We start from the raw sequence: 13,549 nt of genomic DNA on the forward strand, positions 1-13,549 counted from the left end.
ACTAAATGACGCACAACCTAACTTTCGCGCTCAAATTGACATGAGGCACCACGCCACATCAAAAATAAAAGCTTTTGCGATGCTGTCCAAAGGATGCGACTAATTGCTACTAGGTGTAATCAGAATACGCTGGATGGACCTATTCCCACTCGGCAAATTCAGATATAGTAGGGTGTATTTGAGGTGATTTCGCAGGAAAAACTTTCGCAAATATGTTAATATTCCACCTGCTATTTTCGGCTGTAAAGTTTATTAGTATCAAAATAGTATCACAAAAGGCTGGGAAATACAACAGAATTATGTGGAGCTCTACATAATTCCGGCACGGACGGACGCTGTCAGGCACAGCGGATAACAGCCTTGCAAGAGGCGTTGTACCTGCGCTGGATATATTCTTGATAGGCTTTCTGGTCTGTCATGGAAATTCCCCCTCTCTGAATAATAGTGCGGGGCGGCAGCACTCCTTGCTGTCGCTCCTTGACTGCCTAACTGCGAAACCGGGCGGGGCTGTCAACGGTGGGCGAAGCCCGTTCATCTTGACCGCCCGCTGGCTCGGCTGGCTTTGCTATTTACCCGACAAACTTGAATTTATTGTAAGGTATCACGTTTTACCTTCTTAAGCCTTACTATCATTACCATAGGAATTTCTTTGTTGGTTTTGAAACATTCTTCATAAAATCCATCAATGACAAATCCAGCTCTAAAACAAAGGTTAAAAATATCTTGTATGGAACGATGATAATAAATCTGCTCTTTCGGTTGCCCTTCAATCGCTATATCATAGTAACTGTGCGGTGTCATATATTTTTCAGTCAACGTGACAAAACAAGGGTGTTGCGTTGCAAAGACAAAAATTCCGCTTTCCTGCAACAGTTCATAAACAGCCATAAGAAGTGGTTCAATATCCGTAATATCCATAATTGCCATATTAGAAACTGCTTTCGTAAAGGCTCGATTTCTTTTTAATTCTAATATACTTTTTCTATTGGTCGCATCCGCCACACAAAATTCAATTTGTTTTGCATATTGTGATTGCCGTCTTTTAGCCAATTCTATCATTTTTTTGCTGTAATCAAAAGCGACAACCGAAGCGCCTCTTTGTGCAAGATACGAAGAATAATTTCCATTGCCACACGCAATATCCAAAATATAATCCGCAGGATTAGGAGATAGAAGTTCCGTTACTTTGGGACGCACTACCTCTCTGTGAAATTCATTAGATTCGTCACCCATTGCATTATCCCAAAATTGTGCGTTCTCCTCCCAGATTTTTTTACTTTCCTCTGTTCCCATGTTCTCTCCCACTCCCAAAATTTGCTTTTTTGCTTCCATTAAATCTTCCTTACGATATTCCATTGTTACCCTCCATAACTTCTGATTGTTGCCGTCTTGACGATTATGTATCTTTACATTACCTTCTGAAACATATGGCGCACCTTGTCCAGGCGGTTGTTTGGACGGCGGGGCTGGATGACCGGCTGGCCGACAGCGGCCTGATACCCTTTTAGCTCTGTAAGGCATACGCTCTGCCCGTTGGTGTAAAAGGCCAGATCAGTACGGTATGCCTGTATACAGCGGGCGGGAATCTCGCCAGTAAAGACAACTTCATCCTTTTTTACCTGGGCCGTTTCGATGGTGGCACAGTATTTCGGTGCATTATGATAAGCCCTGGAAAGGTATTCCTGGGGCGCATAGAGGGTGAAGGAGAGATAAGGTTCCAGCAGCTGCGTCCCCGATTCCTTCAATGCCTGTTCCAATACAATCGGGGCCAATGAGCGGAAGTCCGCCGGCGTGCTGACTGGACTGTAATAAAGCCCGTATTCAAAGCAAATCTTACAGTCCGTTACGTTCCAGCCGAACAAGCCCTGCTCCAGCCCGTAACGGATACCATCCCTGACAGCGTTTTGAAAACTCTGGTTCAAGTATCCCAGCGAAACCCGGCTCTCGTATTGTACGCCGGAGCCAAGCGGGAGTGGTGTAACAGACAGTCCGATAGATGCCCAAAACGGGTTGGGCGGCACCTCGATATGGATGGTGTGGCTGGCTGCTTTGAGCGGCCGCTCCATATAAATGACGGTGGGTTCCTTTACCACTGTTTCAATCTTGTATTTTTCCGACAGCAAAGCGGAAACGACCTCCAACTGCACCCGGCCCAAAAAAGAAAGAATGATCTCATGGGTGATGGAATCCACTTCGCAGCGCAAAAGCGGGTCAGTATCCGCAAGTTGCGTAAGAGCGTCCAGCAGCCGTTCTCTTTGCGCTGCCGTTTTCGGCGCAATCGTCGTCCGCAGCATGGGGAGGGGGGCCTCGCGCCACCTTTTACGAGGGAGCCGGGTTTGATCCCCTAATACATCGTTTAACCTCACGCTGTCGCTGGGAAGGATAACAATTTCGCCCGGATAAGCGGTGTCTGTCCGAACAATTTCCCCTTTGGATGGAATACGCATCTCTGTGATTTTCAGCTTTTCTCTCCCGGCCAGGGCCACCGTATCCCGCAGGCGCAGCGTTCCGCTGTATAGCCGCAGATAGACACGCCGCTGGCCGCAATCGGTGTACTCAACCTTGAAAACGCTGCCGCATAGGGTGGCGCTCCCCTGTTCCCCAATCGGTTGGAACAGTCCTGTCACCGCATCCATCAACGGTTGAATGCCAAGGCCCTTTTTGGCGCTGCCATGATAGACCGGAAACAGGGAGGCTTCTTGAACCCGCCGCTGTTCCTCCCGCGCAAGTTTTTCCTGGCTGATTGGTTCTCCTGCGATATACTTTTCCAATAATGCATCGTTATTTTCGATGACCGCATCCCATGCTTCTATGTCGGTATTTTCCTCCAGGACTATTTCCGGGGACAGCGACACCGTCTGCTTGATGATAATATCGGCGGAGAGCTTATCCCGAACAGACTGAACCACGCTCTGCAAATCAACGCCAGCCTGGTCGATCTTGTTGATAAAGATAACGGTGGGAATGTTCATTTTCCGCAGGGCATGGAACAGAATACGGGTCTGGGCCTGCACGCCATCTTTCGCGGAGATCACCAAGATGGCCCCATCTAAAACAGCCAAAGAGCGGTACACCTCCGCCAAAAAATCCATGTGGCCGGGCGTATCCACAATGTTAACTTTACATCTGTGCCACTGGAAGGAAGTGACTGCCGCTTGAATGGTAATCCCACGCTGCCGCTCCAAAAACAAGGTGTCCGTCCTCGTTGTCCCTTTTTCGACGCTCCCTGGTTCTGAAATGGCTCCACTGGCATATAGCAGACTCTCCGTCAAGGTCGTCTTTCCAGCGTCTACATGGGCAAGAATCCCGATATTGATAATGTTCATGTCTATCCTCCATACAAGGCCCGAATGGGCGCAAAAATCCCCAGCGGCTAATACTTTTACCGCTGGGGATCATGACTTCGGACACACAGAAACATACACGACTTACATAAGCCGCGGTCCGTCACGATATTTACTAAAAAGGCAAAAGTATTCTTAAAATTGGGTACAAAAACCAAGCCCCTGCAAGGGGCAATCATTTTTGCGCCCATTATCAAATTTTATTTAAGAATACCTTGCCGCATATTTGATAGACTCCTCAAATCAGGATAATAGCAGTATATCATAGTACGCTCTAAAAAACAAGAAATCATTTTACCGATTCCACAAAGAGCAGTATGGACGGGCAAAAAAGCCTGTATTCATGCGGGTTTTCGCCGTTTCGAGCGTCATTCCCACTCGATGGTCCCCGGCGGCTTGGACGTGCAGTCCAGCACCACGCGGTTAATTTCGGGAACTTGGTTGGTGATTAGGTTAGAAATCCGCGCCACCAAGTCCCAATCCAAACGCGACCAGTCCGCGGTCATCGCGTCTTCTGAGGAAACCGGGCGCAACACAATCGGGTGCCCGTAGGTGCGCCCGTCACCCTGCACCCCCACCGAACGCACGTCGGCGAGCAACACCACGGGACACTGCCAAATCTCCGTGTCCAGCCCGGCCGCGCTCAGCTCCTTGCGCACAATCAAGTCCGCCGCCCGCAAAATCCGCAGGCGCTCCTCGTTGACCTCTCCGATAATACGAATGGCCAGGCCCGGACCGGGGAAGGGCTGGCGATTCACGATGACATCGGGCAGGCCCAACTGGCGCCCCAACTCGCGGACTTCGTCTTTGAACAGTTTGCGCAGCGGCTCGATGAGCTCGAACTTCAAATCCTCGGGCAATCCGCCCACATTGTGATGGGACTTGATATTAGCCGTGCCACTGCCACCGCCCGATTCCACCACGTCAGGATACAAAGTGCCTTGGACCAGGAACTTCACTTCCCCACCACTGGCGCCAACCTCAGCGACGACCTCGCGCTGAGCCGCTTCAAAAGACCGGATAAACTCGCGTCCGATAATCTTGCGTTTCTGTTCTGGCTCGCTCACTCCCGCCAGTGCCCCCAAGAAGCGGGCGGACTCGTCTACATATTTCACACGAATCCCCATGTTGGCGGCATAGTCTCGCTCCACCTGCTCACGCTCCCCCGCGCGCAGCAAACCGTGGTCCACAAAAATGCAGGTCAGCTGGTCGCCGATGGCCTTATGAACCAAAGCGGCCGCCACGGACGAATCCACCCCGCCAGACAAACCGCAGATGACCTGGGCATCGCCCACGCGCTGGCGAATCTCGGCAACCTGGGTGTCAATGATGGATTGCGGGGTCCACACCGGATCCAGGCCGACCACGTCATGCAAGAAATGTTCCAGAAGCCGCTGACCATAGGCGCTGTGCCGAACTTCGGGATGCCACTGCACTCCATACAGCCCTCGTTCAGGATTTTCAAAGGCTGCTACCTTTGTATCGTCCGTCGCTGCGGTAACTTGAAAATCGCTGGGGGCTGCCGAAACCGCGTCCCCGTGACTCATCCAAACTACCTGTTCAGAAGGCGTTCCTTCCAACAACTCGCCACCCGGAACCACTTCCAAGTTGGTGCGGCCGTACTCGGACGTTCCGGTCGGGCTAACCGTGCCCCCCAGGGCTTGTGCCATGACCTGAAACCCGTAGCAAATGCCCAATACCGGCACATTTGCCTGAAAGACGGCCGGGTCAAAAGACGGAGCCCCGGGCGCGTAAACGGAGGACGGTCCGCCTGAGAGAATGATGGCTGAAGGCTGTTTATCCAAAATTTCCCGAGCGGTCAGGTTATGTCCCACAATTTCCGAGTAAACTTTCGCCTCGCGAACCCGGCGAGCGATAAGTTGGGCATATTGCGCACCAAAATCGACAACTAATACGGGTCCTGCGGGTCTACCATGTTGCAAGTTTTCAGCCATGCATCAATCCTAAAACATTTCCCCATCATAAATTGACCCCCGAATTCTCAGACTTTATTCAGGGTTAATTCGTTGTTATTTCAACGATTTTTCCTAATGTCAGGCCATTAATTGTCGATACAATAATATGTAGGGTCAAAGGAAAGACCGACGACACAAGGGAAAGGAGACCCGCCATGAGTCAGGTACCAACATATTTCGAGGCTGATGTCCGGCTGGATCGGAACTCCCCGGTTCCGCTTTACCATCAGATTGCGCAGCCCATCGAAGAATTAATCCTTTCAGGGCAGCTTACCCCCGGTACGCGCTTGGAAGACGAACTGTCCATGGCGCGACGCCTCAACGTGTCCCGGCCCACTGCCCGCCGTGCCCTGCAGCAACTGGGTGACCATGGTCTGCTGGTGCGCCGCCGCGGTGTCGGCACTCAGGTGGCTCCGACGCGGGTACATCGTCCGAACACCCTCTCCACCATTTTTGACCAGATGAAGGCCGACGGTCACAAGCCCTCTACTGAAGTTTTGTCTTACGGCACGTCTCCGGCCAGCCCGGAAGTCAGCGCGAAACTCGAGGTAGCCCCCGGATCCAACGTGACCGCTATCCGCCGGCTGCGCCTGAACGACCGCCAGCCCGCCGGACTTATGTTTGACATGATTCGTTCCTCGATTGCTCCGGCAGCCACCGCTTTGGAACGCGATTCTTTCGAAACTGCCCTAGCCGAGCGCGGTGTCGTCGTGACAATGGCTCGTCAAGCGGTATCTGCCCGCAAGGCCAGCGCCCCGGAGGCTCAACTCCTGCGGATTCCCGCGGGTTCAACGGTGCTGAGCATCCAAAATGTCTCTTATGACGAATCCGGCAAGATTGCCGCTTATGGTGAATACCTGTTCCGCGCAGACCGCTTTGCTCTCAAGAACACGCTCTTTGCGCACTAACTCAATAACCCTTCTTTCTTCTTCACTGGGACAATTTCATACCGGGTCCCCAGACCCGACAGCGATGAGGCGTTCGTGGTTTCTCTCCTTTTCCACGGGCGCCTCATTAATTGTTCACAAGTTTTTTGCCGAACTTTTCCCTGGTACCTTGAGGTTTTCGAGGGCTCAAGACCGAAAATTTCGCTTCGGGACCTTAGTCCCAACTTTACCAACCCCAAACCCTGTATTAAGATATTTTTTAACTTGCCGGCGGGGCTGACGAATCCCCCTGATTTCATTAGAGGAGCTAGGCATGAGCAACTTCAAAACCTCATTTCTGGACAATCTTTCCAACAAAGCGGCAGCAAACCGGAAACGGATTGTGCTGCCAGAATCTGACGATGAGCGCATCTTAAAAGCAGCCGCGCACATCCTCCAGAAGGGTGTCGCTGACTTGGTTCTGCTGGGAGAACAGGACACCATCAAGGCTCAAGCTGCCGCGCTCGGTCTGGACCTTTCCGCGGCCGAAATCGTTTCCCTCGATGATGCCGAAAAGCTGGCTCGCTACACCGCCAAGCTGGTGGAACTGCGCGCGCACAAGGGCATGGACGAAGCCAAAGCGAAGGAAACTCTGAAAGATATTTCTTTCTTTGGCACCATGATGATTGTCTGCGGCGATGCCGATGGCATGGTCTCCGGAGCGGCTCACACCACCGCCCACACCATCCGGCCCGCGCTGCAAGTCATCAAGACTCAGCCGGGCGTGAAACTGGTTTCAGGAGCTTTCCTCATGGTTTTCGATGACCACTTTGACGTGTATTCGGATTGTGCGGTCACGATTTCCCCGGATGCTGGGCAGCTAGCGGACATCGCGGTCGTTTCAGCCAAGACCGCGGCTCAGTTTGGTCTGGAACCGAAAGTTGCCATGCTGTCCTATTCCACGATTGACTCCGGCTCGGGTCCGCTGGTTGACCTGGTAAAGGAAGCCACCGCAAAAGCCCAGGCAGCCGCCCCCGAGGTAGCTATCGATGGTCCGCTCCAGTTCGATGCCGCGGTAGTCGAATCCGTGGCTGCCAAGAAAGCTCCGCATTCCCCCGTGGCCGGACAAGCAAACACGTTCATCTTCCCTGACCTGAATGCCGGAAACATCACCTACAAAGCGGTGCAGCGCACCAGCGGTGCGCTGGCCGTGGGTCCGATTCTGCAAGGGCTAAATGCCCCGGTCAACGACTTGTCGCGCGGAGCCACCGTGGACGACATCATCAACACCATCGTCATTACTGCTATCCAATCCCAGGGATAGGCGACCAAAGGGTGTAGCCCCGCGGCCGCCCTTGTGAAAAAAGTAAAGGAACAAAACTATGCGCCACCAAACTATTTTTGTAATTAACTCCGGCTCTTCCTCACTGAAGTACCAGCTAATCGAACCCGTCAGCGGCGACATCCTGGCCAAAGGTATAGCGGAACGCATCGGCACCGATCGGGGGGAAGTCACCCACGAAGTCCACGCGGAAAAGTTCAGCGAGACACTCCCCCTTCCAACCCACAAGGAAGCCCTGACACGGATTATCGAGATGTTCGCGACCCACGGACCTGACTTACAGCACGTGGATTTATCCGGTTTTGGTCACCGTATCGTCCAGGGTGGCTGGCATTTCAAGGGACCGGCCATCGTGAATGACGATGTTCGCGCCAAGATTGAGGAACTGTGCGACTTGGCGCCGCTGCACAACCCCGCGCACCTCATTGGCATCGACACCGCTATGGAGCTGTGGCCCGACCTGCCTCACATCGCCGTTTTTGATACCGCCTACTTTGCCGGCCTGCCCGAAAAAGCCCGTAGCTACGCCCTCAATAAGCAGGTCGCGCATGACTACCACATCCGCCGCTACGGTGCCCACGGGACTTCTCACGAATTCGTAGCCAACAAGGTCTGCGACTACCTGGGCGATGACACCGTGAAACAAATTACCCTGCATCTGGGAAATGGCGCGTCCGCCTGCGCGGAACTTGGCCGGCTACCGATGGACACCTCGATGGGGTTGACTCCCCTGGAAGGCTTGGTCATGGGTACCCGTACCGGCGACATCGACCCGGCGGTGGTGTTCCACCTGCTACGAAAAGGAATGAGCGTAGAGGACATCGACACCCTATTCAACAAGCAATCCGGCATGAAAGGCATGTGCGGCGACAACGATATGCGTGACGTGTGGAAACGCCGTGACGAGGGCGACTCCGACGCTCTACTGGCCCTCCAGACTTATCAGCAGCGCTTGCTGAAGTACATTGGCGCCTACACTTTTGAGCTGGGCGGCTTGGACGTGCTGACTTTCACCGCCGGCATCGGTGAAAACGATGTACGCACCCGGCGGCGCTTGTGCGAAAAACTCGAGTTCATCGGGGTCAAGATTGACCGCGAACGCAACGATAACCGCGACCGTTCCAAGGCTATCTGGCGTATCTCCAGCGATGATTCAAAAGTGCTGGTGCTGGTCGTCCCCACCAACGAGGAGTTGGCGATTGCCCGTCAAGTCGTACGTCTGATTTAACTTCTATTCTCAAAAACCTTTCTGGCGTGGGCCCCGGATACGTCTGGGGCCCACGTTTTTACGCCGAGCTGAGCTTCGGCCGGTCGACCAGCCAACGACCCGAAAGTACCCCCGTTTTAGTTAAAATCGCTTAACTGTCAATATACTGAATAGCATGAGTGAGGTAGCTAAGGTCGATAAGGAGCGCTCGGCTCTCAGTGAACAGTTGGTTTACGAGTTTCACCGTCTGGTGTTTTCCGCCAACAATTTGATTGCCAATATCTCAGCCGACTTGGGAATGCACGGCAAGGACGGCGACGGACTGCTGCTGATTTGGCGTTCCGAGATTGCCGGAAATCCCCTATCCCCCTCAGAACTCGCCGATGGCCTGCACATCACCCGCGCCGCCGCGAGTTACTTGGTCGATCGCTTGGTGAACCTGGGATACGTCAGTCGGCAAACTGACCCGGAGGATCGCCGCCGGGCCGTGCTGCGCATCGCAGAATCCGGAGATATGCTGGGGCACAATTTTGTCGGTTCCGTAAACGAGGACCTGCATGGCGTTTTTGCCAACCGCTCCAATGAGGAAATTAAGCAGTTCTCGGAAATGCTGGCGGAGTTCATCGACCAGATAGACGCTTCTCACCACACAAAATCCTCACCATCGGATTCGCCAAATCCGCTAAAACCCCAGGGAAACCGGCCTTCATCGGCAAAATAATCGCTGCGGTCACAAAATTTGATTAAGTTTCTTAACTATCAATATAATTAATTTCATGACAGTGACTCATACCCTTGACGATTCCGAAACTGAGGTGCCAAACGGCGAGCCGGAATCGCAAAATAACAACGAAAAACCCACTGGTTTGGCTTCTCTTGAACACACAGTGCCGGAACGCTGGGGGTTGATTCTGGCGCTGTACCTGGCAGGAATTTTCATGGGTGCCTTGGACATGGGCATCGTGAATCCGGCTCGTACCGTCATTCAAAACAGTTTGGGGGTCAATGACCAAGCAGGTGTCTGGGTCTTTACAATCTATACTCTGGCCTACGCCATCGCTATCCCCGTTATCGGCAAACTGGCAGACGTATTGGGGCGCAAGCCGATATATGTGCTGGCTATCGCCCTGTTCGGGATTGGTTCACTAGGGTGCGGACTCGCCCAAGACTTTCAATCTTTCGGTCTGTTGTTGGCCTCCCGCGTGGTGCAAGCCGTGGGCGGCGGCGGCATGATGCCGGTCGCCACCGCCGCTGCCGGGACCATTGCTCCTCCAGCAAAGCGCGGTATGGCTCTCGGTCTGGTCGGCATGGTCTACGGCGTTGCCTCGGTTATCGGCGGTTCGGCTGGCTCGCTCATCATGGACATCGCCGGAACCGAGAACTGGCAGTGGATCTTTTACATCAACGTGCCGATTGCTCTGGCAGTGGTAGTCCTAGGAGGGCTCCTCTTAGATCGTGATCGTACCGAAGCCGGCCGCCGTTTGGACATTCCCGGCACCGTCTTAATCGTTGTCGCCATCACTGCCCTCTTGTGGATGTTCCAACATCTGGATTTCACGGATATCAGCGGTTCTTTCCAAGATTCCAACGTCCGGGTTTCCCTGCTGATTTTTGCGATTGCGGGGGTAGTTTTCTGGGTTACCGAGCACCGCGTCCACGACCCCTTAATCAACTTTGACTATTTCATGAACGTTCCTGTCGGGGTGACTTTGTTGCTTGGCATGGTGGCCGGCACCCTGATGATGACCGTGATGTTCATCCCGCAGTTCGCCGAGAACTCCATGCGCCTACCTACGGGCGATGGAGGCTATCCCACCATCATCATCGGGGTGGCTTCTGGCCTCGCAGCGCCAATATCCGGGCGGCTCACGGATAAGCTCGGCCCTCGCTTCGTGCTGGGCCTCGGGGTCATTATCTGCGCTCTCTCTGGCCTGCTGCTGATTTTCTGGACTTCCCCGTATCCTGGTTTTCTCTCCACCAGCCTGTCCATCTTTGTGATGGGTTTCGGTCTGGGATTCCTGATGGGCGCACCCCTGACCTACCTGATTTTGCACCTGGTGCCCAGCCGTGACGCGAACACCGGTCAAGCAACTCTGTCTTTGACGCGTTCTCTGGCGACTACCCTGGCTCCGGCGATCATGGTGGGACTGCTCGCCACCGCTATGGGCGGCCTGTCCGAGAAGGTCATGGAAGTCATGCCGAAACCAGATATGTCCGCCATGTCCTCCGCGATGCCTGCAGCTCCCGGCGGAATGTCGACTACCGGTGGTCAAGAATCGGGCATGGCCCAAATAACGCCCGGGAACAGCGGCGACGGTGCACAGCCGTCTACCCCACCCCAGGACACAATTGACCCCGGATTTTCCATGGTGAATGTGCCTGACCGGTTGATGAATCGCCTCAAGAGCGCGGATGTTACCAACATTGTGGCACGGTCCAAGGATCTGGCGAACTACACGTTCGACGAGCAAGGCAACACCATGAAGGCACAGATGGGTTTCGTTCCGCCAGCTTTAGAGCAAGCTCGCCAGGATTACCTTCAGAACATCGATGCGCACGCGGACACTATCGAATCAACGTTCCAGCTGGAGCTCAATAAGGGATTTATCCGCTTATTCTGGTTCTATACCCTCGTGTCGCTGTTCGGTGTGCTGTTGCTGTTTGGGGTTCCCTCTAAGAAAACTCTCGACGCACACATTATGAAAACTGCGCAATCCACGGCACAGAACTCAATCTAGGAAAAATGAAACTACCGGGCGCCCCGAATGTACGGAGCGCCCGGTGTTTTACCCGTAATCCTCACGAAATCAGGCTCAAAGCCACTAATACAACTCAAGCGCTGGCGGTGCCCCAATTGCGTCCAGCCGTGCCGCCAAGGTTTCCTTCGCATCGCCTTGGAAAATCAGCACCCGATCCGGTTCAGCCTCAGCCCGGGCATACAGCGGATTTTCCACCCCGGCATAGCCCGGTTTCAAGTCGAAGTTAAAGATGGCCACGTGGGCGCAGTCTCCCACGTTCAGCACGGGCATCCCGTAAATCGGGGTGCCTTCCGCGGTGTTGGCAGCCGGGTTCATCACGTCGTTGGCACCGATGACCACCGTCAAATCCGCGGTCGCGAAGTCATCGTTGATGTCTTTCATTTCCCGCAGTTTTTCGTAGTCCACGTCAATTTCGGCCAATAGCACGTTCATGTGCCCCGGCATCCGGCCTGCCACCGGGTGAATCGCGAAGTCTACCGTCTTTCCGGCCTTTTCCAGGTAGTCCAACAGGCGCTTGACCTGGGCTTGGGCTTGAGACAAGGCCATGCCGTAGCCGGGCACCAAGATGACGCGCTGGGCATTTTCTACCCAGTTGGTGAAAGTGGTTTCCGGATCCGCGGCAGGTACTGCGGGTGTCGGTTGTTTGTCAGAAGCGGTGTCGCCGGTGTCGGTCTCGCCTGCACAAGCCGAGTCGTCTGGTTTTTCCGATTCGGTTTCAGTTGGCGTTGCGGTGGCGGTGCTGACGGATGTCTTGCCCAGCAAAATATCCATGAGATGGCGGTTCATCGCCCGGCACATGATTTGGGTCAACAACAGACCGGAAGCCCCGACGATAGCCCCGATAGCCACCAACAGCAGGTCGGAGATGGCCAGGCCGGCGATGGCTCCCGCGACCCCGGACAGGGAGTTCAACAGGGAAATCGTGATGGGCATATCGGCTCCGCCCACCCGCACCGCAAGCAGGTAACCAAACAGGTTGGCGGCCACAATCTGGACGATGAGCAACACCGTTTGCGCCACACCCGGACTGCTGAACGGTGGAAAAACGTAAGCTAGGGCGGCACCCAGACTGACCACTAGGCTCAGACCCACCCACACGGAGTGTGCGGGAAGCACCTTCGGGTGCTGATCCAGAATCTGGTGCAACTTCCCTGCTGCAATGAGGGAACCAAAGAAGGTCGCACCACCAACAGCGACCGCTAAACCGGCCGTGAACTGGGCAAAAGCGTTGTTATCAGCGTGTCCGGTCAAGGCCAGCGCCCCGGCAAGCATCGAAGCCATGCCACCCAATCCGTTGAGCAGAGCCACGGTTTGCGGCATCCGAATCATCTTAGTTTTTCGCCAGATAATGATTCCGAATAATGCTCCGACCAGCATCGCAGCATAGAGTTCGACCGCGCTGAGAATCCCGAAGTTCCACAGTGTCGCCACGATAGCCAGAGCCATCGCCAACGCGCCCAGAAGGTTGCCGCGTACCGCCGTCTGCACCTTGGAGAGCATATTTAATCCCACCAGCACCAGTATCACCAGCACTACCGAGATGGCATAGTAGAGCAGACTGTTCGGACCTTGTGCCCCCACCAGATTCAAGCTGTTATCCATGACTACTCCCCCTCTCCAGGCTGAGCACTCCCACCGGCGACGGGCTTGCGCTTCTTATCGAACATCCGCAGCATCCGGTCAGTAACCCCAAAACCGCCGACAATGTTCACCATCGCCAGCGCAACTGCCAGCAAGCCCAGCGCTTTTGACCCCAGACTCACCGCCAATGCGGCAGCAGTCAGACAGCCCAGCACGGTCACGCCGGAAAAAGCGTTCATCCCGCTCATCAGCGGGGTGTGTAAAAGGCTGGGAACATGGCTGATGATTTTATAGCCGACCAGGGTAAACACCACCAGCACGACCAATAACACGCCTTGGAAGGGAGTCATCGATTTTCTCCTTGGGTTACGGTTTTGTCAGGGATTTCATAATAAATTTAGCTGAGCAGGGCGGTGACGCCGCCCCGAGGCACCGATTAGGGCGACCTCACCGTTGACCGGCCGGCCGCCCTAA

Annotated in this window: 10 protein-coding genes and 1 pseudogene; 5 read left to right on the top strand and 6 right to left on the bottom strand. The window is 54.3% G+C overall.

Annotated elements, in window-relative coordinates:
- Positions 1-341: 341 nt before the first annotated feature.
- From RQ935_RS02945 to guaA, 4 genes and pseudogenes are all read right to left on the bottom strand, one after another.
- A pseudogene (locus RQ935_RS02945) lies at positions 342-419 on the bottom strand (sigma-70 family RNA polymerase sigma factor); the annotation flags it as partial.
- Between the two features lie 169 nt (positions 420-588).
- Positions 589-1,356, bottom strand: coding sequence for a class I SAM-dependent methyltransferase (locus RQ935_RS02950; protein WP_004010385.1), 768 nt, complete (start codon positions 1,354-1,356; stop codon positions 589-591).
- A gap of 50 nt (positions 1,357-1,406) precedes the next feature.
- Complete coding sequence (tet(W), locus tag RQ935_RS02955; protein ID WP_004010384.1) at positions 1,407-3,326, bottom strand: tetracycline resistance ribosomal protection protein Tet(W); 1,920 nt, start codon at positions 3,324-3,326, stop codon at positions 1,407-1,409.
- Positions 3,327-3,712: 386 nt separating this feature from the next.
- Positions 3,713-5,299 (bottom strand): glutamine-hydrolyzing GMP synthase, encoded by a 1,587-nt coding sequence (guaA, locus tag RQ935_RS02960; protein ID WP_311497157.1) that lies wholly within the window; start codon positions 5,297-5,299, stop codon positions 3,713-3,715.
- A gap of 176 nt (positions 5,300-5,475) precedes the next feature.
- Between guaA and RQ935_RS02965 the strand changes: the two genes are divergently transcribed.
- The 5 genes from RQ935_RS02965 to RQ935_RS02985 all read left to right on the top strand — a co-directional run bounded on the left by RQ935_RS02965 (position 5,476) and on the right by RQ935_RS02985 (position 11,473).
- Positions 5,476-6,228: a GntR family transcriptional regulator gene (locus RQ935_RS02965; protein WP_299293693.1), complete on the top strand. Its 753-nt coding sequence runs from the start codon at positions 5,476-5,478 to the stop codon at positions 6,226-6,228.
- Positions 6,229-6,520: 292 nt separating this feature from the next.
- The gene (gene pta, locus RQ935_RS02970) at positions 6,521-7,510 is read left to right on the top strand and encodes a phosphate acetyltransferase (RefSeq protein WP_311497158.1); all 990 of its coding nucleotides are present in this window, start codon (positions 6,521-6,523) and stop codon (positions 7,508-7,510) included.
- 58 nt (positions 7,511-7,568) lie between these two features.
- Positions 7,569-8,756 (top strand): acetate kinase, encoded by a 1,188-nt coding sequence (locus RQ935_RS02975; protein WP_311497159.1) that lies wholly within the window; start codon positions 7,569-7,571, stop codon positions 8,754-8,756.
- Between the two features lie 154 nt (positions 8,757-8,910).
- Positions 8,911-9,456 (top strand): MarR family transcriptional regulator, encoded by a 546-nt coding sequence (locus RQ935_RS02980; protein ID WP_311497160.1) that lies wholly within the window; start codon positions 8,911-8,913, stop codon positions 9,454-9,456.
- A 55-nt stretch (positions 9,457-9,511) separates the two neighbouring features.
- The gene (locus RQ935_RS02985; RefSeq protein WP_311497161.1) at positions 9,512-11,473 is read left to right on the top strand and encodes an MFS transporter; all 1,962 of its coding nucleotides are present in this window, start codon (positions 9,512-9,514) and stop codon (positions 11,471-11,473) included.
- Between the two features lie 84 nt (positions 11,474-11,557).
- Here the strand turns inward: RQ935_RS02985 and RQ935_RS02990 are convergent, their stop codons facing one another.
- Both RQ935_RS02990 and RQ935_RS02995 read right to left on the bottom strand, forming a co-directional pair.
- Positions 11,558-13,096 carry an NAD(P)(+) transhydrogenase (Re/Si-specific) subunit beta gene (locus RQ935_RS02990; protein WP_311497162.1) on the bottom strand — a complete coding sequence of 513 codons (1,539 nt, stop codon included), beginning with the start codon at positions 13,094-13,096 and terminating at the stop codon, positions 11,558-11,560.
- A gap of 2 nt (positions 13,097-13,098) precedes the next feature.
- A complete protein-coding gene (locus RQ935_RS02995; protein WP_297722456.1) occupies positions 13,099-13,425 on the bottom strand; it encodes an NAD(P) transhydrogenase subunit alpha in 327 nt (108 codons plus the stop codon).
- Positions 13,426-13,549: the final 124 nt, after the last annotated feature.

It is taken from the genome of uncultured Mobiluncus sp. (assembly GCF_963511525.1).
Taxonomy (GTDB): Bacteria; Actinomycetota; Actinomycetes; order Actinomycetales; family Actinomycetaceae; genus Mobiluncus.